Below are 26,689 nucleotides of genomic sequence, written 5' to 3' on the forward strand. Positions count from 1 at the left end.
CTCCGAGGGAGGAGAGGGCCGTGGGAAAATTATCTATGTGCCGATCGACTATTGGTCAATTATCCATGCGCGAATCAGTTCGTTTATCTGTTCTGGTACTTCGTCGTGGGGACAGTGACCAGCTTTGATAAAGTGTTCTGTTAACTGCGGATAGTGTTTGCGAAATTTAGCGCTTCTGTCTGTGGAATTCATCCACGGATCGCCTTCTCCCCAAAGCATTAGCAACGGGCAGGTTAATTGACTAAGTAATACGTCAATTTTTTCGCCTTGGGGTGTTCGGAATACGGAAGCGAATACTTTGGGGGCACCGGGATCGCAGGAGGGAAGGTAAATTTCTTCTACTAATTGGTCTGTGACGGCGCTTTGGTCGAGATAAACTTTTTCTAGGGTTTTCCGAATTGTCGATCGCTGGCGCACGTACTGGAACAGCAGAAAACTTGCCCAATCTTGCTGAAATAAAGTTTTAGCTACTGCTGATATGGCTTTTTGCAATGGCGGGGCTTCGGGTGCGGGCTGCGGTTCGCTGAAGGGGCCGGCGCTGTTGATTAATATGAGTCCGGCTGCTGATTCGGGGCGCTGGGCTGCTACACACAAGGCGGCGTAACCTCCGAGGGAGTTGCCCGCTAGTACGGCGGGTCGGCCGATGATGTTAGTGATAAAGTCGTGGAGTTGGTCGCGCCAGAGGTCGCCGCTGTACTGTAATTCGGGTTTTGCCGATCGCCCAAATCCGATCAGGTCGATCGCCCACACTTCAAAGTCTTTGCTCAGCCCGCTGATATTTTTGCGCCAGTGGTCTGTGGAGGCTCCAAAACCGTGAATTAACAGCAGGGGAGGGCGTTCTGGATGCCGATCGCTGGATCGAACGTAGTATACTGAATGCCCCCGCCACTGCCAGTAAGTGCCGGCTATGGGGGCTGTGGTGATGGCTGGGGTTGTTTGCATGATGTAAAGAAATAATTATTTACTTTAACTATTGTATCGCGACGCTCAGATTTATAAAGTTTGGCATCCGCGCCGGGCTTCCGCTAGCAAAGGATTCGTCAATGTGAGCGAGTTGGGATCTGGCGATCTTCCGCACTCAGGATTAATAAGTTTTGTAACGAATATTGATTTTGTGAGGGTCGCAGCAAGGGGAGATGTTTTGCCCGATCGCATTTAGGAAAATAAATCGGGTTTTGGCTGCAACATACCTAGGTATGATGATTTTGCTGTTTGGCGGCCTGAGCAAGTTCTGGGCAATGGCGCTTGCCCAGGGGCTGCGAGGGTCGAATCTGATGGGCGAGGGTCAAGGGATCGACTTTTTTATAGTTATTTACGAGCTTTTCAAGGTGGGGATCGTTTATTCAAGAGGTGTTGACGGCTTCGCGGATGCAGCTAGCCTCAGCGTTGCTAGTTGGCAAAAGTCAACCTCAAAAATTTCGCTGCTAGGAGAACTTATAAGTAAAATTACTGATGGTTCTCTGCAGAAGTTTCTCAGAATCGCTGAATATTTTGTGACGTTGTTTGCTGTTCTTAATTGCTTTGATACTCTAAGATAGAAGTAGAGCTGCGCCGCTCAATTAATTAGCATTTTGAATACTAGGGAGCCAACTATGCAGGGTGTGAACTTTATCCACCTGAAAGTTAGGGAGTTTTCTGAGTGATTGCTATTTCACCTCGTCCCGTCGGACGCAATTGGATTACGATTAGCTTCGCTTCTACCCTATACCTTTGTCCTATTTTGGATCTGCTCCTAGCAGAGCTTCCGGATCACTGGCAAGCGGAATTGCGGTTGGGGCTTCAAGAAGCTTTGGTAAATGCTGCTAAGCATGGAAACAAATTAGACCCCGGTAAAACTGTTGGAGTCCGTTTTTCGATCGTCCAAAACCAATATTGGTGGGTGATATCGGATGAAGGTTCTGGCTTTAAGGCTCCTTGCAGTTGCAACCTTTATACCGATGATTGCGACAGTCTCCTAGCAGAGGATGTTGCAGATGACTCTGGACTACCCCATGTGGAACAGGAATGCGGTAGGGGGTTGTTTATTCTTTACCAAATATTCGATCGGGTAGAGTGGAATTCTCAAGGTACAGAGTTACGGCTGTGCAAAGAACTTCCCAGTCGCTACCGACTGCCTCGCTTGCGCTAGCACCGCTATGAAAGCAGCAGTTTTCACCTCAGCTAGACCTGGAAATTTTTTCGTTTCCGGACTGAAGTTTGCAGTGAGAATTTGAACGCTCTGGCTATTGATAGCTGATCATAATGCAAAATGTGAGTTTTGAGTTAAAAAAGTATAAATCTTTTGAACTCACAATCGCGCTGCTCGATCGAGCGGCGCGATTGTCTAAGTTTTGAGCGACTAATCAAGTCAAAACTTCAAACTCTAAACCGCCCAGCGTTACGAACAACGGAGCAATCTAATTATTTGCCGTGGGTGGGACAGGGAGGAGCAGATATCGATCGATCCAGCCATCCTGCTGCTTGGTTTAAGCGCGGGAGAGCTTCTTCAGGCTGTTTTTTAAGCAAAAACACCAAAGCGGCCGCAGCTTGCTCGCAGGCCCGCGCCGAACGGTTGGCTTTGAGGCGGTGCCAATCTTTTTCGTGGATGGCGAGGCGCGCGGCTAGAGCTTGGGCTAGTTCTACCGTGCTCAGCTCGTTGAGGTTGACAGTTTGGGTTGTTTGTGTAGTTTCAAGCATAATTGGCAATTATACGGATTTGGCTGCCGTTTCTGAATTTAAAAAATATACTGCATATAATAACAACTTAATTGGAAATCGGTTTTTTTTATTATTATTGTCAGGTTTGCAGATCGAAATGCCTCAACAGCCGTCAGAGTTAAATCCGGAAGAGCAAGAAAGTGAGTTTGTTCAAGCGATCGCAGCAGTTGAGCGATCGCTCGCAGCACTCAAAGAACGGTACACTCAAATTCAGGTCGATCGACAGCGCCAAGTCGAACTCGGCCATCGGCGCGAAGAAATCCGCCAGTCGGGACGCCGAAATCCATTGCCGCAACTCAAAAAAGAATTGCGGGAAATTGAGCAAGAATTGGAAACTATCGAGTTGAATTTAGAAAGCAGCCTGTTTTCTTGGGGAAGCATAAAACAACCTTTTTGGCAAGCAGTTCGCTTTGGGGGACTCGGTATTTTGATCGGTTGGATTTTGAAATCCTATGCAGGTTGAACAATGTGGGGATTTTTGATTTTTTTATTTACCGCAGAGGGCGCAGAGGACGCAGAGGAAGAGAAAAGAGAGAAAGATGGTGCAAAATAAATATTAAATAAACAGGAGTGGATATGACAAATCAACGAATTGCAGCAATTTTGCGCGCAGGTGAACCCGACGAAACTGTAACTGTTCAAGGTTGGGTTCGTACCAAACGCGAATTGAAAGAATTTGCCTTTGTCGAAGTCAACGATGGTTCGGCCATGGCTAACTTGCAAGTAGTCATCAATTCCGATTTGCCAGACTTTGAAAATGTACTGAAACAACTGAATACAGGTGCATCTTTAGAAGTGTCGGGAGTGCTGGTAGCATCTCCGGCGAAGGGACAGCGAATAGAGTTGAAAGCCTCACAAGTACAAGTTTACGGCGATGCAGACCCGCAAACTTATCCGCTGCAAAAAAAGCGGCATTCCTTTGAATTTTTGCGGACAATCGCGCATTTGCGGCCGCGCACAAACACCCACGGTGCTGTCTTTCGAGTCCGCAATGCTTGTTCGGCGGCGGTACACCAATTTTTTCAAGAACGCGGTTTTTTGTGGGTTCACACTCCGATTATTGCTGCTAGCGACTGCGAAGGTGCGGGGGAAATGTTCGCCGTTACCAACTTTGATTTAAAGAATGTGCCGCGCACTGATTCGCAAGAGGTTGATTATGCTAAAGACTTTTTTGGAAAGCGCGCCTATTTAACAGTTAGCGGCCAGTTGGAAGCGGAAGTTATGGCGATGGCTTTCGGAAATGTTTACACTTTTGGTCCGACTTTCCGAGCCGAAAATTCTAATACTTCGCGACATTTAGCTGAGTTTTGGATGATTGAACCGGAAATGGCTTTCTGCGATTTGCAGGGAGATATGGATTTGGCTGAGGCGTTTTTAAAGTACATTTTTAAATACGTTTTGGAGCATTGCCCCGAAGATATGGAGTTTTTCAACGAACGCATTGACAAAACGGTTTTGGCTACTGCTGAAAATATCATTAATAATCAGTTCGAGCGGATTACTTATACAGAGGCGATCGCACTTTTGGAAAAAGCCGACAAAAAGTTTGATTTTCCAGTGAGTTGGGGTTTAGATTTGCAGTCGGAACACGAGCGTTATTTGGCTGAGGACTTGTTTAAAAAGCCGACGATTGTCAGCGATTATCCCGTCGGGATTAAAGCATTTTATATGCGTTTAAATGAGGACGAGAAAACCGTCCGAGCCATGGATGTTTTGGCTCCTAATATTGGGGAAATTATCGGCGGTTCGCAGCGGGAAGAAAGGCTGGATGTGTTGGAGCGGCGCATGGAAGCCCAGGGTATGAATAAGGAGGAATTGTGGTGGTACTTGGATTTGCGCCGCTACGGTACTGTGCCTCACGCTGGGTTTGGTTTGGGATTTGAGCGCTTAGTGCAGTTTATGACTGGAATGGGGAATATTCGGGATGTGATTCCGTTTCCGAGAGCGCCTTTGAGTATTGATTTTTAGTTGAAAATTGTGAGCCAAAGAGGAGGGACACGGCATTGCCGTGTCCTTACTCGAATCTGCGAGTCCTAATCACAAATAAATTAAGTGGCTGGGGGAATTGTGATATCAACAGATTGCACTTTTACCGAAGTTCCCAAACTCGATAACGGCGGTTCAATTGCCGCACTATTTCCCACTACTAATGTTACCAAATTCTCCGGTTTCAAGTAAGTCTTAGCTACGCGCTGCACGTCGGCAATTGTTGCTGCTTCGATGCTACGGCGGTAGCGAAAAATGAAATCTTCGGGATAACCGTAGTATTCGTAGCGCATTAATCGCGACAAAGTTTGACTGGGATTTTCAAATTTGAAAATGAAAGAATTCAGGGTGGAATCTTTAGCAAAAGCTAATTCTGCCGGGGTAATTGGTTCGGTGCGGATACGATCGATCTCGGCGCGAATTGCCTGGATAAACGGTACTGTTGCGTCCGATCGCGTTTGGCCTCCAGCGACAAACACCCCCGGATAGTCATATCTCGGACTCCAAGCCGCGTATACTGAATAAGCTAAGCCTTGGCGCGATCGCACGTTATTAAACAAACGGCCACCGAAACCATTGAGAACCCCGTTCATCACGTCCAAAGCACCGTAATCTGGACTGCTGAGCATTCCGCCCAAATGTCCCATTTGCACGTAACTTTGACTTAATTGCGGCTGATTTACCAAAAATATGCCGCCCCCATTTGCGGGCGATACGGTTGGTAGTGCAGGCACTTCTGCACTTTGACTCGGTTGCCAGTTGCCGAATTTTTGCTCGACGAGCGATCGCATTTTAGCTGTATCAAAATCGCCAGAAATACCCAAAATCATATTCTTGGGATGGAAATATTTCTGGTAGAAACTCACCACATCGTCGCGGGAAATATTGGCGAGGGTTTTGTATTCTACCGTGCGCGCGTAAGGACTGCGAGATCCATAAATTAACTTTTCAAACTCGCGGCCGGTAATATCGTCAGGATCGTCATTGCGGCGGGCGATCGCACCTTGAGTTTGATTCTTCGCTAAATCTAACTTTTCCTGAGCAAATATTGGCTCCCGAATCACTTCCGCAAATAAGTCAAACACGGGTTCCACATCTTCAGCTAAAGCACTAAAATTAGCGCTGCCCGAACTAACATCAATCCCCGTTTCTACGGAAGCTGCTCGCTGTTCTAGCAATTGATTTAGTTCATCAGCCGTATGTCGGCTCGTGCCCCCAGTTCGCATCACTTCTCCCGTCAATCCTCCCAATCCAATTTTCTCGGCAGGTTCAAAGCGCTCGCCAGTGCGAAATAGCGCAGTTCCCCCGACTAACGGGAGTTCCCGGTCTTCCATCAGATACACCCGGATGCCATTTTTTAGCTCGAATCGAGTATATTTAGGTAATTTAATTTCTGGCACCGCCGGGAATGTTAATTCGTCGTAGTGTTTGGGTGCCGCTGCAAAGGAAGGTAACAAATTAAACGTGCCCAGTGAAACAGTAAAAAAGCAAAGCGACAGCAGAAATAACTTTACTTTTTTCAGTCTCAATTTAGTCCTTTTCATTCTTTCTCCAATGTTTCATAAGTTGACAATTCGAGGCAGAGCCTCGCCCATATGCGTTCCCAGGCAGAGCCTGGAAACGAGTGTTTCTTCCCTCTTCCTTCTTCCTTCTTGCTTCTTCCGACGGACATCGGACTGACATCCGTTACATCCGTTACATCTTGTACAGTGCTCGTTGCCGAACCTTCTGATTACAGTGGCAAAAGCTTACCAATCGTGCGATTTTCCGGGCGGAAAGTTGCCTGAGCGACACGTTGAATGTCAGCGGGAGTAACAGCCGCGATCGCATCCAATTCCTTGAACAAATTTCGCCACGAACCGGTGTTTACTTGATAGTCCACCAGCGAAAATGCCATGCCCATATTAGAATCGAGCGATCGCAACAAATCGGCTCTCGCCTGAGTTTTCACGCGATCCAATTCCAAAGCAGAAACCGGCTCAGTTTTCAGGCGCTCGATTTCCTTGCTCAAAGCTGCAGCTACTTCATCAACCGTACGGCCCGGAGCAGTTTGAGCGTAAAATAACATCAAATTTGGATACTTTTCCCCCGGATAACCGCTGAAACCTTGAGCCGCGAGCGCCAATTGCTGTTGTTCTACCAAAGATTTGTAAAGCCGAGAAGTGCGGCCATCGCTGAGCAAAGAACCAATCATTTCATAAATCGCATTGTCGGGATGATTCATCGCCGGTTTGTGGTATCCTTCCAAATACCAAGGTTGAGTTTTTAATTTCAGCGTGACTTCCTGAGTTTGAGTTTGGGGAGGTTCGACAATCTGCAATTCTGGAGGCGCTGTTTTCGCCTTGTAACGGCCGAAATAAATTTGAGCGAGTCGCTTCACCTCCGAAGCTTTCACGTCTCCTACCACCGCCACAGTCAGCTTGCTGGGGACGTAGTGAGTCTCGAAAAACTTCTGCACGTCGCTGCGGCTGAGGTTTTTAATGTCTTCAGTGTAGCCAATTACGGGGCGGCGGTAGGGATGAGCAGAGAAAGCTTTGTTGGCAAAAACTTCAACCATTTGCCCGATCGGAGAATTCTCGGTTCGCAGCCTGCGCTCTTCTAAAATTACCTGTTTTTCTTTGTAAAATTCCCGAAATACTGGTTCTAGAAATCGCTCGGATTCCAGCGACATCCACATTTCTAACTTGTTAGCTGGAAGGCTGTAAAAATACATTGTGGCGTCGGTGGAAGTAGCGGCATTTAGTCCGACTCCGCCTGCTTGTTCCACTATTTTGCCGAGTTCATTGCGCTTGACAAATTGCGAAGCTTCGGCTTCAACTTTGTCAAATTCTGCTTTTAATTGGGCGACTTCTTCAGTTTTGCCGCTGGCCTTGGCTGCTTGCATTTGCTCGAAGAGTTGGTCTTGTTTTTCTAGCAGCGGCTTTTCGGCTTGGTAGTCGGTAGTGCCGATTTTTGGCGTGCCTTTGAATGCTAAATGTTCGAGATAGTGAGCGACACCTGTTTGACCTTCGGGTTCGTTTGCGCCGCCGACATCGGCGTGAATCAGAAACGATGCTACGGGGGCTCTGGGCCTTTCGAGTACGATGAATTTCATGCCGTTGTCGAGCTTAAATTCGCTGACTTGGCTGATTACTCGATCGAGCGACGGTTGAACAGAGACTGCTTGGGAGCCGCTAGCGGGGTTGGGGCGGGCGAGGGCGATTTCGGGAGAAATGCCCCACCACAGCAGTACAGCGGCCAGCAGGGAGGCGATGAATCGAGTTTGGCGATCGGGCGATTCCCTACGGGATAGCTTCGCTTCACGGGGTTTTTGGAACTGCGGGGTCATTCGATTTTGGATTTTAGATTTTAGATTTTGGATGGTCAAACAAAAAAATGTTTGTGCTCGGTGGCCAGAGATTCTTTTCTCAGGATAAAGATTTTTGGAGGCATAAGCGATCTGTTGCGCCGCAGATGTTAGGCTGATACAGCAAATCTCAAAAAGGGTCTGGGGCCCGGCGAGGAGTTTTAAGTTTGGGATAAAAGCCGCGCACAACTTAAAACTTAACATTATTTAGCGCTTCAGTCCCGAACCCGTAGTTCCAAGTCGCAAATTACCGATTGCAAAGCCATGCGAATTTTTAATCAGTCTCCTCCTTCTGAAACAGAAACCAAGAAGCGGATTTTACAAGCCGCTCAGCGGTTGTTTGCCCGCAGCGGATACGACGGCACGACAACTCGCGATTTAGCAGTGGCGGCGGGGGTGGCAGAGGGTACGCTATTTCGGCATTTTGATAATAAAAAAGCGATTTTGATTGAGGTGGCGACGGAAGGATGGGTGGAGTTGCTGACGGATTTGCTGACAGAATTGAGCGAGATGGGCAGTTACAAAGCAGTGGCTCAGGTGATGCGGCGGCGGATGCTGAATATCCGCGAGAATAGCGACATGATGCGGGTGTGTTTTTTGGAGGCGCAATTTCACCCGGATTTGCGCGACAGAATTCAGTTGGAAGTCATCGGAAAAATGAGCAATGTGGCTGAGGCTTTTTTTGAAACGGCGATGGAAAAAGGAGTTTATCGGCAGATGAATCCGAAGATTGTCGCTCAGGTATTTTTGGGAATGTTTGCAGTCGCGGGTTTCAGTCAAAATACGATTATGGAGCCGAATGCTTCTCCGCAGGAAATGCAGGAAATGGCTGAAGGACTCGCAGATATTTTTCTGAATGGGGTTTTGCTGAAAGATGAATAATTAGGGCAACAGGGAAAAGTTGTTATGGGCAAAATTTTGCACTATTCTATTCGGCCGCTAACCCAGGAAGACGAGCCTTTTCTCTGGAAAATGCTGTATGAAGCGGCGCACATGGCAGAAGAAGGCGAATCAACGCTGCAAGGGGTTGTGAATCATCCTTTAATTGCGAAATATGTCAAGAATTGGGGACGTGCAAACGATTTGGGCTTCGCAGCAATCGAATTGAACGGGAGCCAGCCAGTAGGAGCCGCCTGGCTGCGTTTGTTGACAGAGGATGACAAGGGGTTTGGCTGGGTTGATGATACTATCCCGGAATTGGCGATCGCCGTTCTTCCAGAATATACAAATCAGGGTGTAGGAACGCAGTTGCTGAGTCGTTTGCTCTCAGCAGCAAAAGCCTCTTATCGATCGGTATCCCTGAGTGTCAGAAGCTCGAATCGAGCCCTGAGTTTGTACGAGCGATCGGGATTTAAAGTAATTGAGGGAAGCGAGACAATGAACCGCACAGGAGGGACATCATTCACCATGAAAGTGGATTTTAATTAAGTGAATTATTACTCGATAAAATCGTACATCTTTTGTACCCACTTCTCGCGATTATCCTGCCATTCATCTGTCACTACTTCCCAAGTTGTATTGCTTTCCAGTTCCAGCAATAGACTTGATACTTCTTCTAGCGTCGATGCTATATGACATTCTTCTACCCAACTTTCACGGATCATTTTCCAGAGACTTTGTACCGCTTCTCGCTGAAAATTGGATTCTAATTCAACTAGCAATTTTGCTAAATGTTTTTCGTCAATTGCTGCTGACACCTCGCTCATCCAACAGTTGCGACGTTCTTTCCATTCTTCCGTCACTGCGTCCCCGTTTAGGTGGGCTTGAAACTCTAACAGTAATTGGTTTAGTTCTACCATATTAAATTTTGTCTTGTTTGCAGTTTGTGCTATTATTGTACAAATTTTAGTAATTTAGACTGTGGGTTTTTTATAATGAGATATGTGGCTGAGGCTTTATTTGGAAACGGCGATGGAAAAACAAGTTTATCCAAAGACGAATCCGAAAATTGTCGCTCAGGTATTTGTGGGAATGTTTGCAGTCGCGCCCTTCAGTCAAAATACGATTATGAAGCCGAATGCTTCTCGGCAGCAAATGCAGGAAATGGCTGAAGGACTCGCTGATATTTTTCTGAATGGGGTTTGCCAGAAAGATGAATCATTAGTCATTAGTCATGAGGAAATTTTAGAGCCTAAAAACGCAATATCTAAAGGCTCTGGATCCTCGACACTACTCGTTAAACTTGTGCATTTGCTGTACCCAATTATCGCGATTCTGCTGCCATTCATCAGCCATAGCTTCCGAATTTATATTGGTTTCTAGTTCCAGCAATAAACTTGATACTTCTTGAACAATCGATGCTGCCAGACATTCTTCTACCCAAAGGTTCCGACGTTCTTCCCACTGAATATCCACCGACTTACCCTGCAAGTTAGATTGCCATTCAACTAGCAATTCTGCTAGATATGTCAGGTTAACTGATGCTGCCACATCGCTCACCCAACTTTGCCGACGCTCTTTCCATTCTTTTTTCACTCCTTCCGATTTGAGGTTGCTTTCAAGCTCTAACACTAACTGATTTAGTTCTACCATCTTAAATGTTTGATTTTTTGTAGTTTGTGCTACAATTATACCAAAATTTTCACTAAACAGAGTGTTAATTTTTTTTTAAGATTGCGGCCGCAGTGAAACTACAGAATAGATAACTGAATAATGAGCGATGAATTCACTTTAGATATGCTAGACATTCCCAGCGGTTGGAGTCGAGGCGAAGGGGACTGGACTGGAGTAGCGGCAGCTATTGCTGGAGGGGAAACTGTCGAAGTAATTCAAGAAGTTGGTTCTACTTTGTGGCAAAACAGTCTGCCAGAAAAACATTCTTTGTATTGGGAGGGGGAAAATCTCTCAACTATCAAAGCCCGAATTTGGATTAGTTTCACCCAGAGAAGATTTTCGCCCGAATCTGTTTTGCCAAAGGTTCAGTGGCATCCAAGAGTGTTGTGGATAGGGATAGGTTGTGAACGCGGAACAGGGCGAGAATTAATCGAAACAGCGATTAAACAAGTATGTCGCGCTAACCATTTAGCGGAAAGTGCGATCGCAGGTATTGCTACAATCGACACTAAAGCTGGTGAAGTCGGCTTGTTAGAACTTTGTCAAGCGCGAAACTGGCCGTTAAAAACCTTTGCTGCTGACATTTTAAGTTCCGTAGAAGTCCCCAACCCTTCAAATATTGTAGTCAAAGAAGTCGGCACGCCCAGCGTAGCAGAAGCTGCCGCACTTTGTGCGATCGAAGAAATTTTAACTGCAGATGAACACAAAGATATGCAGATATCCATCCACCATCTGCGTTCATCTGCGTTTATCTGCGGTTCAAATCCCCTCTTAGTTCCTAAACAAATATTTCGCACCAAAAATCCCCCCCTTTCACAAGGAGGGGTTAGGGCGGGTTCTGCGGTAACAGTAGCGGTTGCAGTTTGCCCGATCGAGTATCTGGGATAATATATTACTGAGACAAAGTATTGGCATTCACAAATCGACCAATCAACCCAGAAACAAATGACAACACAATGGAACCCACCAAAGCCGGCCAAAAACCGCCAACCACAAAGCCGATATTGAACGCACCCGCCAACCACGAAGCCAGGGAAAGCGAAATTGCATTCACAACGAATAAAAACAAACCTAAAGTAATAATCGTCAAAGGCAGCGTCAGCAATGTAAGAATCGGTCTGACAACCGCGTTCACCAATCCGATAACAACAGCAGCCAGCATCGCCGCCGGAAAGCTAACCACCGAAATACCTGGTACAATGTTAGCGGTAATAATCAGCGAAACCGCTGCTACTATCCAAGTTAAGAAAAAACTTAGCATATCTTTTTTTCCCTCTCCATCACTATTAATTAAGATTGTACCTGTTTAGTCGATCGACCAAAGTTCGGGATACACTACGAAATACCCACCTTGCGAGAATATCAGACTTATGAAACTCCGGCAACTAGCAGCAGTCCTCTTGGCACTAACTATCTTCATCCTGCCGCGGCCAGCGCTGGCTCAATCTAAATATTACGCTCCGCCGTTGTCCTTTAGCAACGCCGAACTGACAAGACGCGATTTTTCTGGTCAAATGCTGCGGGCGGCTGAGTTTTCTAACGCTAATATGGACTTGACTAATTTTTCTAATGCCGATTTGCAGGGAGCAATTATGAGCGCTTCGGTGATGACTCAGGCGAATTTGCACGGAGCGAATTTAACTAATGCAATGATAGATCAAGTTAAATTTACTAATGCCGATTTAAGTGATGCAATTTTAGCAGAAACAATTTTGCTGCGTTCTACTTTTGACGGAGTTGATATCACCGGCGCTGACTTTACGGACGCAATTATGGACGGATCACAAGTTAAAGAATTGTGCACAAAGGCAAGTGGGATTAATTCTCAAACTGGGATTTCTACTCGCGATTCCTTGGGATGCCGCTGATATCATCTCCGGTCAATTACTAATGATTGTTTGTTTGGTGGGGGCGGGTTTTTCAGATTGTTTGTTTGGGGCGATTATGGTTGGTGGAACCTGCCCCTACGAAACCATATTTTGTAGGGGCGGGTTCCACCAAAAAGATATAACGATTACCAACAATTTAGATAAAACCGCCCCCACACCACGAATAATTCACTTTACTTTTTTCTGAGCAGCCGCATAATGCTCACTCATTAACTGATTAACTTCTGGATTGTAAATCCGCAGATAATTCCAGTAATTCTCAAACACCGATTTCACGTATCCTTTCGTTTCAGGAAACGGAATCTTTTCCGCAAAAGCATCTGGGTCACTAAAATTAAACCTCTTCAACCAATCTGATACTGCATTTGGCCCGGCATTGTAACTCGCGACAGCTAACATCGAGTTATTCTTGTACTCGTCGTGAGTGTGATCCAAATACCACGTACCAAGTTTAACGTTGTCGTCCACATTCTCCAATGAATACTTTTTGAGGCTGATTTGTCCAGCAACCCAAGCGGCTGTTTCGGGCATTACTTGCATTAAACCGGTGGCGCCAACTGATGATTTGATAGCGGGCATAAACCGCGATTCTTGCCGGATTAATGCTGTTACTAATACTGGATTTATTTTGCGTTCTTGCGACCATTTGACAATGCTTTCTAAGTAAGGAAAAGGATAAAGTGCTTGCCAATAAATCGGTTGCTGTCTGAGTTCGAGGTATTGGGTTCTATCATCTGGTTTATCGCGCTGCCGCAAACTACCAACCATCCACAAACCGTCTAAATTGTCTCCGACTGCAACTCGCATTAAACCGTCGGTAAACTGTTCCGCAATACTTGGTTCTACGCGGTCGATAAACTCTACTTGCCACAGCGTCCAAGCATCCCTATCTTGACCTAATTGATAGAGTTCTTTCAACGCAGGAGAACCCGCAGTTGGTTCGGGGCGCTGAGGTGGCCGCACTACATTGGGAGACAAATCTCTGACTGTGGTAAAGTCGCCTACGGGCCAGCCGAGAAGTACAGCCGATCGCCACGCAAAATATGATTCTGGATAGCGTAAGATCGTATAGTCAAATGCAGTCTTGGCGTCTTGTTCCCGGCCGAGTTGCTGTGCCCATTTCCCGACCCAAAATGCTGCTTCTGGAGCTTGTTCGCTGTCGGGATTGTGGGTGGTTAATTCTCTCGCCCACTGCCAAGCTGATTTTAAATCTCCGCCTTTGGCAAACTGCTGGGCGATCGTCCACCGCAATTCGCCTGCTTTATCAGAATTATTGTATTTTGTCAATAGCAACTTCCGGGTATCTGAGGCGGATTGACCACTGCGTGCTTTGTCGAGAATTTGCGATTTATCTAACAAAGCTTCGGGGGCATAATTGGGGAATTTGCTAATAACTCGATCGAGCAAAATGATCGCTTCTTTCGGTTCGCTCAGCCGCGACAGCCGAATTAAACCCAAACCACTATCTTCGGCATCGGGAAACTCGCGTACTAATTCTTGATAGGCAATTCTCGATTCCGGGATTTTTCCGTCGAGCCACAAACCGCGAGCTTTGCGGTAAAGATTTTTGGCATTGCGGGGAGCTTTCCCGTAAGCAATAGCTCCTTTGCCGTAATTTTGTTTTTCCCAATAGCCAAAGGCAATTTCTTCCCAATCTTCCGGTTTCAAACCGGCGCTGTTTCGCTGCACCAGTTGTTCCAAAATTGTCCCGTAATCTTTGACATAATGACCGTGTTTTGCTACGAGCAGCATCAACTGCGGCTGATTCGGATTTTCTTTTAACTTGCGGAGGGCAATTTCTACGCTGCGGGGATGACCAGGAAATTCAGTAATTGCCTGTTGCCAATATTCCGGTTTTGACTTGCCTAAAACATATAAAGCTTCCGCTGCTACGGGGTCGCTCGGATAGTTTTTGAGCAGTTCTTCCCAAGCTTTTTGAGTTTTGCCTTTGTCGCCGATCAATTGGTAAGCTTGCGCCCTTTTTAGGGCAATGTGAGCAGCTAAAACCGGATATTCTTGCTCTAATTTGTCCAATAATTTTAATGCTTTGGCGGCATTTCCTTGCTGGATTAAATCGCTGGCAAGCAAGTAGCGGGCGCGGCTTTGAGGGGAGATTGGCTGCTGCGGGTTCGTATTTACAGACTCACTGGCTGCGAGTTCAACTAATTTCGCCGATCGCTCGCTCGGTGACAGCGATACCAGCATCTTGACTTCCGATTCGGAATTCGCTGCATTCAGCGGCTGCTCGGCCTTCTGGACCGAGCCAAAACCCATCCATTTCATCGCAGCAACCAAAGAGCCGATCGCAATAACGCAAACTGAAACGCTGATTAAAACAGAAAATCGGGCCCGGCGTCGTTTTAGCATGGGAAAATTTAAGAGAATAACAATAGATAACCGATCTTTTGTCAAAAGCCATCAGAGGCAGGATGGGTGTTCCACGCCATCACAGGCAGGATACCTGTTTAACGAGAAATAAATGTTAAGAGTGGGGCAAAAACGGACAGCCAACCCCCAAACAGATGATAGAGATTGGTGGAAGATCCGATCGCAGGCGGACTTGGCTGATATAGTAGCAGAATTTATTTTGATGTGGAGCGGAAAATTTGTGCGATCGATCTATTTGCCCGCACAAAGGAAAAACGACAAACCACTAACTACCAAAACTTATGCTTAGAGCCTCCGTGCTGGCGCCGGGGGAGGAAAGCTAACAACAGGCTGTCTTCCCGCAGTATGGGTCGGATATTTAACCATTCTTCATATCCTACGACTATTTGCAGGATACAATTAACAGGTCAAGTTAAGGTCGTTCTTAATATGGCTCAGCTAACACTAACGTTAAAGCTTCCGTTTCACAGGTTGAATGCCTGCAAAGCACTTGAATTTGAGCGGCTTACCGCCCTCAATACGGCTGTTGCAAATGATTTGCTGGCAGTTGACAACAAGGATCGTAAAAAGCTGACGAGTGCCGCGTTTAGACATATTGAGATTGGATCGATGTGGATCAATCAAACCATTCGGAACACCCATGCAAAAACTAAGGTGAAGCACTTTAAGCAAATGTGGCTTGAAGTGAACAACCAAGGTTATGAGGTTCTCAAGTCGGGCAATTTATTCACTGTCTCTTTCAGTCTCTATCGAGGGCGGAAAGGAAGAATTCCTCTTGATGTTCATGCCGCCTCGCATACCGAAGTTTTGGATAAAGCGATCGAAGGTTCTGTCAAATTAGGCAGTCTGAAGCTATGCAAGTCCAAAAAAGGTGTTTGGTATGCACTCATTTCTGTATCGATGGAAGTTCCCGATGCAGGTGATGTTAAAGGTTGGATTGGAGTCGATCGAGGACAAAACAATATTGCAGTCGCAGCACTGCCCAACTCCTTCGGCAAGTTCTGGAATGGTCGCAAAGTTAAAGCCGCCCGACGACGGTTTCAGAAAACCCGTAAGGTTCTCCAAGAAGCGAAAAAGCTGAAAAAGGTTAAGCAGCTAGAATCGCGTGAGCGTCGCATCATGACGCAGATCAATCACGAGATTTCTAGGCAGTTGGTTCAGTTTGCTTCATACTTCGGAATGGGATTGCGGTTTGAGGATCTTTCTGAAATCAGAAGTACCTCAAAGCAACGCAAGAAAACCAAATCGGATGCAGCTCAGAACCGAGATGCTTGGGCGTTCTATCAGCTTGAAATCTTCACCCGCTATAAAGCGATTCGTGCAGGTGTTCCCGTTGAGTCGGTGCCGGCACCCTATACCAGTAAATCGGATCATCGAAATGGTGTTATCGGCAAACGAGTCAAGCACCAATTCAAAGGATTTGATGGGTATCGCTGTAACGCGGACTGGAACGCTTCGCAAAATATTGGGCAGTGGGTAGGATTTGCGTGTCCTTTGAATCTTCAGAAAGCGGTATCTGCAATGGAAATCGTTGATTCAGAGGATGGGGTCAATGACAGTCCCTTAACTGGTGATGCGTCTTTGACGACGGCTTCAGCCTCGTCTTAGACAACCGCTAGAATCCCTCGCGCTTGGGCCGGGGGAGTGTCAAAAAGTACAATCTAAAGTCTAAAATCTCAACTCTAAATCAAAACATGGAATTTCTAGTCACCGATACGCCCCGCTCTGTTTGGACCGGAGACGCCTTGGCAATTGGTCTATTTGAGGACGCCCTGGAACTCACCGGCGAGCTGGCACAATTAGATGAAAAGCTGGCAGGCACTTTGAAAGAGCTGCTACTGGAAGTAGATTTTAAGGGCAAAGTGGGTACGAGCGCCATCACCCGCGTCGGCGGCAATAATCCCATTCGCAAAATTGCGATCGTGGGTTTGGGCAAAACAGAGGACTTAAAATTAGACACCGTGCGGCAAGCTGCGGGCGTTTGCGCCAAGTTAGCCAAAAAAGAGAAATGCAAAACTCTCGGAATTAGCTTTCCGGTGTGGAAAAACGCGCCGGATTCTACAGCAAGCGCGATCGCCGAAGGTGTAGAACTCTCCCTGAATCAAGACAACCGTTTCAAATCGGAACATGAAGACAAAAGCCCGCAACTCGAACAAATTCATTTGCTCGGTTTTGCCGGTACCGAAAGTGCGATCGCCCGCGCCCGCCAAATCACTGCCGGAGTCATTTTAGCACGCGAATTAGTCGCAGCGCCGGCAAATTTTGTCACCCCAATTACCATGGCAGAAACTGCTCAAAGTCTGGCTGCAGAATGCGGTTTAGAATTAGAAATACTGGAGCGGGAAGACTGTGAAAAACTAGGAATGGGAGCCTTTCTCGGCGTAGCCCTAGCATCGGATTTACCACCCAAGTTCATCCATTTAACTTACAAACCAGAGGGCACACCGCGCCGCAAAATAGCAATTGTGGGCAAAGGATTGACCTTTGATTCCGGCGGTTTGAACATCAAAGGTGCGGGCAGCGGCATTGAAATGATGAAAATAGATATGGGCGGCGCTGCGGCTACTTTGGGAGCGGCAAAGGCGATCGGACACATCAAACCCGATGTGGAAGTTCACTTTATCAGCGCCGTCACTGAAAACATGATCAGCGGCCGCGCCATGCGCCCTGGAGACATCCTTACAGCTTCCAACGGCAAAACAATTGAAGTCAACAATACCGACGCTGAAGGTCGTTTAACCCTGGCTGATGCTTTGGTATTTGCTGATAAATTGGGAGTTGACGCGATTGTCGATTTAGCAACTCTAACCGGCGCCTGCGTAATTGCTTTAGGTGACGATATCGCCGGTTTGTGGAGTCCTCAAGATAGCGTCGCCGCCGAAATAGTCGCCGCCTCAGAATTGGCAGGCGAAAAATTTTGGCGGATGCCGATGGAAGAGAAGTATTTTGAGGGCTTGAAAGCATTGCACGCCGACATGAAAAACACCGGCCCACGTCCCGGCGGTTCGATTACGGCGGCGCTATTTTTGAAGCAGTTTGTAAAGGATACTGCATGGGCGCATTTAGATATTGCCGGTCCGGTTTGGAGTGACAAAGAAAATGGCTACAATGGTCCTGGGGCTACCGGTTTTGGAGTTCGGACTTTGGTGCATTGGGCGCTGGGCGGTGCTTAATGGTGGATTTCCAGCGCAAAAATTGAGATTTTTTCTGCCTTAAAAGTCTGCTAGTCCATCTGTGAGCCAGGGGTTAAAAACTCCTGGCTCACTGCTTAAGTAATCTAAAAGAAAATTTAATAGCGATCATTAACAATTTAAATGTTTCTGAATCAATAGGTAGGCGAACCTATGTATTCCGTCACAGGGAGCAACGTAAGCGTTGCTAGCCGTGACGCTCACCATTGCTCATACTTGGGAAAAGCTTCGTTCCTAGGGCCCCACCTCGATAGTTTTGAGATTTCCTGAAAAAATAGCTGTTTCATAAAAAATGAAAAAAGTATATAATTATGTAAATATTTCACTAGCCGAAATCAAATAATTAGATTTGATCTGATTTGCATTGGTACAGATAATTTTTTTCTTGAACTTTATGCAAGAACAATTAACAATTTTTTTTTCCACACTTGCTGTATCTTCTACACTCGCCTGCAACGTGGTGCCGGAGTTGCGATTGTACGCTGTTTTTGACTCGCTGACGGCACTGGCTTATTGCTCGATCGCCCTATCTTTAGTTTATTTTACCCGCCAAGGTTCTCACCGCAAGATTTTCCGGGTATTTGCCGTTGTTTTTTTTGCCTGGGGCGCTGCTAAATTGACGGAAGTTTGGACGCTGTGGCACTCGATATATTGGCTGTCAGTAACTCTCAAAGCTGCAAGTGCTTTGATTGCGTGGTTTTTAGTCGCAGTCGCCCTTGCCCTCATGCCCAAAGCACTTGCCGAGTCTGGTTTTAATCAAAAAGAAAAACTTCAAAAACAGTCGTTAAAACAGGTAGAGGAACATCAGCACCACCATGATATCCAGAAAGGAGAATTGGCAAAACAAGCGCTCAATTTTTACCCTTCAGATACTATTGTCGATCGCGCTTTAGCTCTCAATTCGCTTAATGAACAGTTAGAAAAAGAAATTGCCGATCGCCACCGGGTTGAGGAAAAGTTGCAACTGACTCAATTTGCGATCGACCGATCGGCAGATGCGATATTCTGGATCGGGCCCGATGGTAAATTTTTGTACGTCAACGACGCTGCTTGCACTTCATTGGGATATTCTGCCACTGAATTGCTCTCGATGACCGTGCACGACATCAATCCAGATTTTCCCCAAACTGCTTGGAGTTTGCACTGGAAAGTCTTAAAACGCTGCGGTTCGGTTAATATTGAAGTTCACCACCTCACTAAGTACGGTCGCATTTTTCCGGTAGAAATTACGATCAACCATTTGGAATTTAACGGCAAAGAATATCAGTGCGCGTTTGCTCGCGACATTAGCGAACGCAAGCGGATTGAGGCAGCTTTGCGAGAAAGAGAAGAAGAATTTAGGTCATTAGTTTCTAGCATTCCCGGTGCGGTTTACCGGTGCAGTGCTGCTGGGCGATCGAGCGTAACTTTTATCAGCAGTGGCATAGAAGCTATTTCCGGCTATCCTGCCGCTAACTTTATGCAAAAACCGGTGCAGGCTTTTTCGAGTATAGTTCATCCCGATGACGTTGAGCAGATCGAGACAATTATCGATCAAGCTATTAAGACACAACAACCTTACATGATCGAATATCGCCTAATTCACTGCGACGGAAATGTGCGGTGGGTTGCAGAGAAAGGTCAAGCCATTTTCAACGCAGACGGTAAAGTTTTATCCCTCAACGGGGCCATTTTTGACATAACAGAGCGCAAAGCAGCGGAGGATGCTTTGCGGCTCTCCGAGGCGATCGCCAACAACAGAGCCCAGCAGCTAGAAATCGCTCTCAAAGAACTTCGAGAAACTCAAGCTCACCTAATTCATACCGAAAAAATGTCAAGTCTCGGTCAAATGGTAGCTGGAGTAGCTCACGAAATTAATAACCCTGTCAGTTTTATCTACGGCAATATTTCCTACGCCAGCCAATATATCCGAGACTTGTTGCAGCTTGTGGAACTTTACCAAAAACACTATCCTCAGCCCGTGGTAGAAGTTCAAGAATGTATTGACAAGATCGATTTAGACTTTCTGAGAGAAGATTTACTAAAAATATTATCTTCGATGAAAATGGGAGCCGATCGCATTCGCGAAATAGTTCTGAGCTTGCGAAATTTCTCGCGTTTAGACGACTCGGTTAAAAAACCTACGAACCTTCACGAAGGCATAGATAATACCCTCTTAATATTGCACAACAAACTCCGAGCCAGAGGCGACTATCCAGAAATAAAAATAATCAAAGATTACGGTCAACTCCCTTTAATAGAATGTTATGCAGGTCAGCTCAATCAGGTATTTATGAATCTGCTTAGCAACAGTATTGACGCATTGGAAGATGCTTGCAACCAAAAAAGGCGATCTGCGGCGGTCGGCGACGATTGGAAACCAACTATTAGCATTCGCACAGAAGCCCTAAACGAAAATAGTATTTGCATCCGCATTGCCGATAACGCGATCGGCATGACAGAAGACGTGCGTAGCCGATTATTTGACCCGTTTTTCACGACAAAACCGATGGGAAAAGGCACTGGTTTAGGGTTAGCCATCAGTTACCGAATTGTCGCGGAAAAACACGCCGGAGCCTTGAGCTGCCGTTCCACCGTAGGAGAAGGTACGGAATTTGCGATCGAGATTCCTTTATAAATTAGTGCGACGCAAGTATCAAGACTTTGGCAGAAGTTATCGCTCACTATAAATTGTAAAGTGGGGTGTAAAAAACTTTCAATTTTCAAGAAAAATCCCAAAATTGGCTATAAATTACCCAGCTAATGCTCAACATGGCAGTGAAATTATAAATTCTGTACCGCGACCTAAAGTTGAGTTGACTTCGAGCATACCAAAGTGTTGCTCAACTACAATCAACCGTGCGATCGCCAATCCTAATCCCGTTCCTTTCCCTACCGCTTTCGTCGTAAACAAATGATCGAATATTTTCTCTTTGACTGATTCAGTCATACCCTTTCCATTATCAGTAATGGTAATTTTCGCCTGGTTATCTTCTAGTGAGGTTGTAATTGTAATGCGGTTGGGATTCGCCTGAATTTCCGCAAAACTTCGACCAGTATTTGATTCATCTAACGCATCAATCGCATTGGCTAGAATGTTCATAAACACCTGGTTAAGCTGTCCGGGGAAGCATTCGACCGCCGGAATATTGCCGTAGTCTTTCACTACTTCAATGGCGGGTCGCTCATCGTTCGCTTTCAATCGATATTTGAGAATTAAGAGCGTACTATCTATGCCCTCGTGGATGTTGAAGGGCGCTTTATAGTCTTTGTCAGCTCTAGAAAAGGTGCGGAGCGAAGTGCTGATACTTTTAATGCGATCGCATCCCACTTTCATGGAGTCAATCATTTTAGGCAAGTCTTCGATGATATAGTCTAAATCGATATCTTCGGCATGGTCTGCAACCTCTGTTTCTGGAGCGCGATCGCGATAGAGATTGAGATGCTCCACTAAGTCTTCCACCGTTTGCTGAGTTTCATTCAAATTGCCCCAAATAAAGCCCACGGGGTTATTGATTTCATGAGCAACACCTGCTACCAGATTTCCGAGTGATGCCATTTTTTCGCTTTGCACCATTTGCAGTTGGGTGTTCTGCAAATCTGCCAGAGTCTGTTCGAGTTCCTGTGATTTTTGAATCACACCTGCTTCTGCTTGCTTGCGATCGGTAATATCAATCAGCATTCCATCCCAAACGGTTTCTCCGTCTTCTCTACGTTCTGGCTGAGCAGCGGCTTTCACCCATTTCACTTTCCCACTGGGAGTAATAATCCGCCACTCATGTTGAAATGGGGTGAGCGTTTGAGCGGACTCGATAACTGCCCGAAACGCCTCTGCTCGATCGTCGGGATGTTCAAAATCGCGTAGGCTGTATTTTCCTACCATCACATCCTCTGCCGCCACTTCATAGAGTGTTTGACATCCAGAACTGACGTAGGGCACTGAAGCAGAACCATCGGCTTGAATCCGAATCTGATAAATCAAGCCAGGTACGTTATTGGCAAGTTTCTGAAAGCGGGCTTCACTATTCTTTAACTCTTCCAGAGATTGTTCTAGCTGTTGAGCATAGTTCTGAGATCGCTCGTAAAGTCGAGCATTTTCTAAGGAAATCGCCGCTTGAGCGCAAAGTAAGTTAAGTAGTTCAACGCGATCGCTTGTAAATGCTCCCGTAACTAAATTGTTTTCTAGATATAAAATGCCCATCAGCTTCCCTTGATGCAAAATCGGGCTACACAAGATACTCTTCGGCTGCTGACGCATGATATATGGGTCATTTATTAAAGTCCGCTCGGTCGTCGCATCCAGCAGCACAACAGTCTGCCTGTTGTGCTTGACTTTGTAAATCAGCTTCAGGGGAATTTCTTCACTCTCTTCAATGGGAAGACGCTGCAAGACAACTGGCTTTGAACCCTCGGTAATTGACCCTTTAATTAACAGGCGATCGTCTCGCAAGAGCATGAACACGCATTTATCAGCCCCCGCATTTTCGATGACGATTGAAAGTAACGATGAAAGTAGCTTTTCGAGTTCGATTTCACCGGATATTGCTTGGGAAGCTTTGAGAATAGCAGCTAAATCTAACGCCACAGAAACACTACTACTGGATGTGGCAGAACTGGTGGAGGTAATACTCCCCAAAGTGAAGATAGTTTCGTGAGTGGAGAGAGGAGAACGGATTTGTTCTAATATAGGTGCAAGCAGTTGCCGATAGCGAGCTTCTAGGTCAGCAACTTTGGCTTTTGCACCCCAACGAGCATAGGCATAGTAGGCTGCAATCATGTATTCCCCGGCTATGCGCTCTTTGCCCCAATCTAGGTAGAATTTAGCAGCCAGTTCGTTAGCAAGTGCTTCTTCTTGGGTATATTCGTTGGCTTTGGCAAGAGAAATCGCCTTGTCGTAAAACTCAATTGCTTCGGCTTTTTGTCCTAACACTCGACATTTTTCTGCCGCTACCAAATCAACCTTATGTTGATAATTCATGGGTGCATGAGACGCCCATTGCTGTAACTTGGTTTGGTTTTGTATGACACCGTGCAATGCTTCTGATGTTTCATCTAACTGTGGATTCAATTGTGCCAGAGTTAGCAGAGAATCATAAAGATAAAATACTGGTTCGCTGACTAATCCTGCACCAGCCATAAAATAGCGCCTGACTTCAATAGCATGATTTTTCGCTGGCTCAATTTCTCCAAACAAGAAACAAAGCATCAGTTTATACAAATGGAAAATATACAATCCATATCCATCCTTGGCAGATTGTAGCTGCTGGAGAAATTCTGTTTCTTCAAGGGCTTTCCCAGACAAAAGGGTGGTATGTTCTGCAAGACCTAGCAAATTTAAAACAGGCTGCCAATAGATCCGGCAATAATTTGCGGTTGTCAATTGATTTAATTGCATCAAACTATGGCAGTAAGCGCAAATATCCTGCTCTAAGGTAGCCAGGGATTGACCACACCAAAAAGAATTGAGGCAAAAACTGTGGCCATTATACCCAGCAAGTACCAAGTTCCCAAATTCTATGGCAGTGGTGTAACCTTCTTGCAACAGGGGTAGTGTTTCTTGAATGTGAGAGTTTCGGTGTACAACAAATAACCCCAAGAGCATCAAAACATCTGTTTTACTTGCTTTGGCATCGAGTTTTGAAATAATCTGGAGTGCCAAGGAACCAAACTGTGTTCCTGTATCCACGACTTGGAAGAAATTGCAGAGAATATTGCCATAGTTCACATAGCCGTAAGCAGAAATCGATGTGTTACCGTACTGAATGGAAAGTTTAACCGACAAAGTACTCAGCAATGGGAACAGCGCAGAGCCAGTGAGGTAAGCTGCTGGGCTGATGATATTGGCAATCTTAATAGTACCGAGTTTTTCCACATCCCTCATCTCAGGCAAGTTAACCAAATCGGCAATTTCCCTATTTCCAATAAGTTCCTCAATCTCTTGGATTTCCTGTTGAAGATCTGATGGTGTTGGTGTTTCAGGAAAGGTGACGCCAAGCTGTTGTAAAACTGGTTGGGCGATCGCGATCGCTGAGGTTAATTTACTTTGGGAAATATGAGATTGAATTCTAAAGCAGTAAACGTTGACTTTTTCAGGTAATGAGCGTGCCTGTTGAATGACAATATCAATGAACTGTTCCATCGCCTCAAAATTACCGTTTAGCATTGCCACTTCCGCTGCTAATTCATACAAGGCTAGGGTCATTTCATACTGCTGCTGCCAAGTATTTTCTGCCAACAAAGACAATCCCACTGTGGCATATTCATGGGCGGCTTGATAGGCGGTTGAAGTTTTGGCTTTGCGACAGGCAATTAAATTGAGTTGGGCTAATTCTTCTCGTTCTGTTGGTTTGGTAATTAAAGCAGTTCCGTGATTTAATTGATTGACAATTTCAAAAATACGGTCTTCTCTTGCTTGTGCCGAAATCTGTTGCAGCAGCAGTTGTCCGATTTGGTAATGAGTCGCCTGTTTTTGGTCGTGTGGAATTAGGGAATAGGCTGCTTGTTGAACGCGATCGTGTAAAAATTTGTACGTAACATTTTGAGACTTTTCTGACGTAACAGCTTGACTTTCTTCCCCTACATAAAATTTATAAACATCACCGATCGGTAAAATCAAACCTTCTTGTAATGATTTCCATAAATTGGCTGCGGTTTCTACATCTGAGTTTTCTGAAACAATTGCTAATGTTGCTAGATCGAACTGATTGCCAATACAAGCGGCTAACTTCAGAATATTCTGGGTTACTAAGGGTAACTTCTCTAACTGCAACGCCATAAATTCTACAACATCATCGGTCAAGGCTTGTTGATTAATTTTGGACAGATCGCATTGCCAACAGCCTAACTCCAAGTTAAATTGAATGAGACTTTCTTCGTGTAGGGCTTTGAGAAATTGGGTGGCAAAAAATGGGTTGCCTTTAGTTTTTTGAGAGACTAATTGTGAAAGGGGTAATGCCAAATTTTCTGTAATTTTTAGGGTATCAGCGACTAATTGATTGATTTGGGATTGACTCAGGGGTGTTAAAGTAATAGTATTAATGGCTGCTGGGTTTTTTTGAATTTCGCTCAAAGTCAGCATTAATGGATGGGCTGGATTGACTTCGTTATCCCGATAGGCACCAATGATGAAAAGATGATCTGTATCAGCCATTAATAGCTGCATCAACTTTAATGATGCTGAATCAGCCCATTGTAAATCATCTAAAAACATCACTAATGGATGTTTGGCGCTAGTAAAGACTTGGGTGAATTTTTGAAACAATAAATTAAAGCGATTTTGGGCTGCTGTTCCTGATAATTCTACTGCTGGTGGTTGTTCACCAATGATTTTTTCTAATTCGGGAATGACTTCAATAATTACCTGACCGTTGTTTCCGACAGTTTCTAATATTTGATTTTTCCATTGCTCTAGTTGGACATCACTTTCGGTTAACAATTGCCCCATTAAATCCCGAAATGCTTGGACAAAAGCTGAGAAGGGAATATTGCGTTGAAATTGGTCAAATTTTCCTTTGATAAAATAACCGCGTTGCCGAACAATTGGTTTATGAACTTCATTGACAACGGCGGTTTTTCCAATTCCCGAAAAACCTGCTACCAGCATCATTTCTGTTGCACCAAGACTGACTCGCTCAAATGCTTGCAGTAAAGTTTCTGCTTCGGTTTCTCGTCCGTAGAGTTTGTCGGGGATGATGAAGCGATCGCTCCTATCCCGTTGTGCAATTTTAAAGCTCTGAATTTTCTCAGTTTTTTGTAGTTGATGTAAACATTTTTTTAAATCATATTTCAGTCCTAATGCACTTTGATATCTATCTTCAGCGTTTTTTGCCATCAATTTAGTGACAATCTCTGAGACTACCGAGGGGAGTTGTGGGTTATTTTCATGTACTAATGGTGCTGCTTTGGCAATATGACAATGTACCAACTCCATTGGGTCATTTGATTCAAATGGTAATTTACCTGTAAGTAATTCGTAGAAAGTCACACCCAAAGAATAAAAGTCACTTCGATAGTCAATCCCCCGATTCATTCGACCAGTTTGTTCTGGGGAAATATAAGCAAGTGTCCCTTCTAATACATTGGGATTTATCAAAGTTTGTGTTTCTCTTGGAAGTAAAGACGCAATACTAAAGTCAATTAATTTGACTTGTTTGGTTTCGGGATTAATTAAGATATTGCTGGGTTTGATGTCTTTGTGAATAATGCGCTCTCGGTAGAGAATATCTAAGGTATTGCATAGCGCGATCGCGATTTCCAAAAACTCTCTCAAAGATAGTGCGTTTTTCCCTTTAATCGCCCATTCCTGAAGCGAAATTCCCCCAAAGTCTTCCATGACTAATGCATAGCCATTTCGAGAGGGTTCGAGACTATACGTTTGGATAATTCCCGGTTGACAAAGGTTTTTAGCTATGGTATATTGATTGCGAAATTGCACCAGCTCGCTAAAGGTGGGATACTCGTTTTTCAGCAGTTTGATGACGACAGGTAATCGGTCACTGGTACGCATGGCCCGATAAACTAAGGTGCGACTTCCTGAATAAACTGTTTGGAGAATTTGATAGTTGGGAATTTGAATGCTTGTGTTTTGGTTGCGGTTTTGGTGAGAGTTATTCATGGTTGTTGTTATTTAATAATTGGTGGGTTAACGAGCGGTTAAATGG

General features: G+C 45.4%; 21 protein-coding genes and 1 pseudogene. 13 read left to right on the forward strand and 9 right to left on the reverse strand.

From position 1 onward, the window contains the following. Window positions 1-48 precede the first annotated feature (48 nt). Complete coding sequence (locus QUA77_RS04390) at window positions 49-942, reverse strand: alpha/beta fold hydrolase (RefSeq protein WP_333036927.1); 894 nt, start codon at window positions 940-942, stop codon at window positions 49-51. 233 nt (window positions 943-1,175) lie between these two features. Here QUA77_RS04390 and QUA77_RS04395 point away from each other — a divergent pair, with 233 nt between their 5' ends. After that, a complete protein-coding gene (locus tag QUA77_RS04395) occupies window positions 1,176-1,538 on the forward strand; it encodes a hypothetical protein (protein ID WP_333449369.1) in 363 nt (120 codons plus the stop codon). Between the two features lie 101 nt (window positions 1,539-1,639). Beyond that, window positions 1,640-2,128, forward strand: a complete 489-nt coding sequence (locus tag QUA77_RS04400) for an anti-sigma regulatory factor (protein WP_333036929.1) — start codon at window positions 1,640-1,642, stop codon at window positions 2,126-2,128. Between the two features lie 272 nt (window positions 2,129-2,400). On the opposite strand, the gene QUA77_RS04405 is transcribed toward QUA77_RS04400, so the two are convergent. After that, window positions 2,401-2,676 (reverse strand): DUF6439 family protein, encoded by a 276-nt coding sequence (locus QUA77_RS04405; protein ID WP_006631172.1) that lies wholly within the window; start codon window positions 2,674-2,676, stop codon window positions 2,401-2,403. 118 nt (window positions 2,677-2,794) lie between these two features. Here QUA77_RS04405 and QUA77_RS04410 point away from each other — a divergent pair, with 118 nt between their 5' ends. Both QUA77_RS04410 and asnS read left to right on the forward strand, forming a co-directional pair. Beyond that, the gene (locus QUA77_RS04410) at window positions 2,795-3,160 is read left to right on the forward strand and encodes a DUF2203 domain-containing protein (RefSeq protein WP_333036930.1); all 366 of its coding nucleotides are present in this window, start codon (window positions 2,795-2,797) and stop codon (window positions 3,158-3,160) included. 113 nt (window positions 3,161-3,273) lie between these two features. After that, complete coding sequence (gene asnS / locus QUA77_RS04415) at window positions 3,274-4,665, forward strand: asparagine--tRNA ligase (protein ID WP_333036931.1); 1,392 nt, start codon at window positions 3,274-3,276, stop codon at window positions 4,663-4,665. 80 nt (window positions 4,666-4,745) lie between these two features. Here the strand turns inward: asnS and QUA77_RS04420 are convergent, their stop codons facing one another. Continuing rightward, a complete protein-coding gene (locus QUA77_RS04420) occupies window positions 4,746-6,227 on the reverse strand; it encodes a pitrilysin family protein (RefSeq protein ID WP_333059833.1) in 1,482 nt (493 codons plus the stop codon). 188 nt (window positions 6,228-6,415) lie between these two features. Then, entirely contained in the window at window positions 6,416-8,011 is a 1,596-nt protein-coding gene (locus tag QUA77_RS04425) for a pitrilysin family protein (RefSeq protein WP_333449370.1), read from the reverse strand. A 282-nt stretch (window positions 8,012-8,293) separates the two neighbouring features. On the opposite strand from QUA77_RS04425, the gene QUA77_RS04430 reads away from it, so the two are divergent. Next, complete coding sequence (locus QUA77_RS04430; RefSeq protein WP_333449371.1) at window positions 8,294-8,911, forward strand: helix-turn-helix domain-containing protein; 618 nt, start codon at window positions 8,294-8,296, stop codon at window positions 8,909-8,911. A 24-nt stretch (window positions 8,912-8,935) separates the two neighbouring features. Beyond that, window positions 8,936-9,457, forward strand: a complete 522-nt coding sequence (locus QUA77_RS04435; RefSeq protein ID WP_333449372.1) for a GNAT family N-acetyltransferase — start codon at window positions 8,936-8,938, stop codon at window positions 9,455-9,457. Between the two features lie 8 nt (window positions 9,458-9,465). Here QUA77_RS04435 and QUA77_RS04440 read toward each other — a convergent pair whose 3' ends face one another. Then, on the reverse strand, window positions 9,466-9,828 hold the full coding sequence (locus QUA77_RS04440) for a hypothetical protein (protein ID WP_333036936.1): 363 nt from the start codon (window positions 9,826-9,828) through the stop codon (window positions 9,466-9,468). Between the two features lie 97 nt (window positions 9,829-9,925). Here QUA77_RS04440 and QUA77_RS04445 point away from each other — a divergent pair. Continuing rightward, window positions 9,926-10,126, forward strand: a pseudogene (locus QUA77_RS04445) (TetR/AcrR family transcriptional regulator); the annotation flags it as partial. A gap of 72 nt (window positions 10,127-10,198) precedes the next feature. On the opposite strand, the gene QUA77_RS04450 reads toward QUA77_RS04445, so the two are convergent. Further along, the gene (locus tag QUA77_RS04450; protein ID WP_333449373.1) at window positions 10,199-10,561 is read right to left on the reverse strand and encodes a hypothetical protein; all 363 of its coding nucleotides are present in this window, start codon (window positions 10,559-10,561) and stop codon (window positions 10,199-10,201) included. A 120-nt stretch (window positions 10,562-10,681) separates the two neighbouring features. On the opposite strand from QUA77_RS04450, the gene QUA77_RS04455 reads away from it, so the two are divergent. Beyond that, window positions 10,682-11,470, forward strand: a complete 789-nt coding sequence (locus QUA77_RS04455) for a cobalamin biosynthesis protein (RefSeq protein ID WP_333449374.1) — start codon at window positions 10,682-10,684, stop codon at window positions 11,468-11,470. Between the two features lie 4 nt (window positions 11,471-11,474). On the opposite strand, the gene QUA77_RS04460 is transcribed toward QUA77_RS04455, so the two are convergent. Next, entirely contained in the window at window positions 11,475-11,843 is a 369-nt protein-coding gene (locus tag QUA77_RS04460) for a phage holin family protein (protein ID WP_333036939.1), read from the reverse strand. 109 nt (window positions 11,844-11,952) lie between these two features. Between QUA77_RS04460 and QUA77_RS04465 the strand changes: the two genes are divergently transcribed. Beyond that, on the forward strand, window positions 11,953-12,450 hold the full coding sequence (locus QUA77_RS04465) for a pentapeptide repeat-containing protein (protein ID WP_333449375.1): 498 nt from the start codon (window positions 11,953-11,955) through the stop codon (window positions 12,448-12,450). Between the two features lie 189 nt (window positions 12,451-12,639). On the opposite strand, the gene QUA77_RS04470 is transcribed toward QUA77_RS04465, so the two are convergent. Continuing rightward, window positions 12,640-14,838, reverse strand: a complete 2,199-nt coding sequence (locus QUA77_RS04470; RefSeq protein WP_333449376.1) for a transglycosylase SLT domain-containing protein — start codon at window positions 14,836-14,838, stop codon at window positions 12,640-12,642. A gap of 112 nt (window positions 14,839-14,950) precedes the next feature. Between QUA77_RS04470 and QUA77_RS04475 the strand changes: the two genes are divergently transcribed. The 4 genes from QUA77_RS04475 (at window position 14,951) to QUA77_RS04490 (ending at window position 20,667) form a co-directional block, all read left to right on the forward strand. After that, window positions 14,951-15,148 carry a hypothetical protein gene (locus QUA77_RS04475; protein ID WP_333449377.1) on the forward strand — a complete coding sequence of 66 codons (198 nt, stop codon included), beginning with the start codon at window positions 14,951-14,953 and terminating at the stop codon, window positions 15,146-15,148. 140 nt (window positions 15,149-15,288) lie between these two features. Then, on the forward strand, window positions 15,289-16,467 hold the full coding sequence (locus QUA77_RS04480; RefSeq protein ID WP_333449378.1) for a transposase: 1,179 nt from the start codon (window positions 15,289-15,291) through the stop codon (window positions 16,465-16,467). An 86-nt stretch (window positions 16,468-16,553) separates the two neighbouring features. After that, complete coding sequence (locus QUA77_RS04485; protein WP_333449379.1) at window positions 16,554-18,032, forward strand: leucyl aminopeptidase; 1,479 nt, start codon at window positions 16,554-16,556, stop codon at window positions 18,030-18,032. A 412-nt stretch (window positions 18,033-18,444) separates the two neighbouring features. Further along, the gene (locus QUA77_RS04490; protein WP_333449380.1) at window positions 18,445-20,667 is read left to right on the forward strand and encodes a PAS domain S-box protein; all 2,223 of its coding nucleotides are present in this window, start codon (window positions 18,445-18,447) and stop codon (window positions 20,665-20,667) included. Window positions 20,668-20,796: 129 nt separating this feature from the next. On the opposite strand, the gene QUA77_RS04495 is transcribed toward QUA77_RS04490, so the two are convergent. Further along, a complete protein-coding gene (locus tag QUA77_RS04495) occupies window positions 20,797-26,643 on the reverse strand; it encodes an AAA family ATPase (RefSeq protein WP_333449381.1) in 5,847 nt (1,948 codons plus the stop codon). Between the last annotated feature and the right edge of the window lie 46 nt (window positions 26,644-26,689).

The organism is Microcoleus sp. K5-D4, assembly GCF_036704575.1.
Classification (GTDB): Bacteria; Cyanobacteriota; Cyanobacteriia; order Cyanobacteriales; family Microcoleaceae; genus Microcoleus.

Bases quoted from the DNA above. Each gene is read 5' to 3' on its own strand.
- QUA77_RS04390 (WP_333036927.1), bottom strand. From the start codon at position 942: ATGCAAACAACCCCAGCCATCACCACAGCCCCCATAGCCGGCACTTAC.
- QUA77_RS04405 (WP_006631172.1), bottom strand. From the start codon at position 2,676: ATGCTTGAAACTACACAAACAACCCAAACTGTCAACCTCAACGAGCTG.
- QUA77_RS04410 (WP_333036930.1), top strand. From the start codon at position 2,795: ATGCCTCAACAGCCGTCAGAGTTAAATCCGGAAGAGCAAGAAAGTGAG.
- asnS (WP_333036931.1), top strand. From the start codon at position 3,274: ATGACAAATCAACGAATTGCAGCAATTTTGCGCGCAGGTGAACCCGAC.
- QUA77_RS04420 (WP_333059833.1), bottom strand. From the start codon at position 6,227: ATGAAAAGGACTAAATTGAGACTGAAAAAAGTAAAGTTATTTCTGCTG.
- QUA77_RS04425 (WP_333449370.1), bottom strand. From the start codon at position 8,011: ATGACCCCGCAGTTCCAAAAACCCCGTGAAGCGAAGCTATCCCGTAGG.
- QUA77_RS04430 (WP_333449371.1), top strand. From the start codon at position 8,294: ATGCGAATTTTTAATCAGTCTCCTCCTTCTGAAACAGAAACCAAGAAG.
- QUA77_RS04435 (WP_333449372.1), top strand. From the start codon at position 8,936: ATGGGCAAAATTTTGCACTATTCTATTCGGCCGCTAACCCAGGAAGAC.
- QUA77_RS04440 (WP_333036936.1), bottom strand. From the start codon at position 9,828: ATGGTAGAACTAAACCAATTACTGTTAGAGTTTCAAGCCCACCTAAAC.
- QUA77_RS04450 (WP_333449373.1), bottom strand. From the start codon at position 10,561: ATGGTAGAACTAAATCAGTTAGTGTTAGAGCTTGAAAGCAACCTCAAA.
- QUA77_RS04455 (WP_333449374.1), top strand. From the start codon at position 10,682: ATGAGCGATGAATTCACTTTAGATATGCTAGACATTCCCAGCGGTTGG.
- QUA77_RS04460 (WP_333036939.1), bottom strand. From the start codon at position 11,843: ATGCTAAGTTTTTTCTTAACTTGGATAGTAGCAGCGGTTTCGCTGATT.
- QUA77_RS04465 (WP_333449375.1), top strand. From the start codon at position 11,953: ATGAAACTCCGGCAACTAGCAGCAGTCCTCTTGGCACTAACTATCTTC.
- QUA77_RS04470 (WP_333449376.1), bottom strand. From the start codon at position 14,838: ATGCTAAAACGACGCCGGGCCCGATTTTCTGTTTTAATCAGCGTTTCA.
- QUA77_RS04475 (WP_333449377.1), top strand. From the start codon at position 14,951: ATGTTAAGAGTGGGGCAAAAACGGACAGCCAACCCCCAAACAGATGAT.
- QUA77_RS04480 (WP_333449378.1), top strand. From the start codon at position 15,289: ATGGCTCAGCTAACACTAACGTTAAAGCTTCCGTTTCACAGGTTGAAT.
- QUA77_RS04485 (WP_333449379.1), top strand. From the start codon at position 16,554: ATGGAATTTCTAGTCACCGATACGCCCCGCTCTGTTTGGACCGGAGAC.
- QUA77_RS04490 (WP_333449380.1), top strand. From the start codon at position 18,445: ATGCAAGAACAATTAACAATTTTTTTTTCCACACTTGCTGTATCTTCT.
- QUA77_RS04495 (WP_333449381.1), bottom strand. From the start codon at position 26,643: ATGAATAACTCTCACCAAAACCGCAACCAAAACACAAGCATTCAAATT.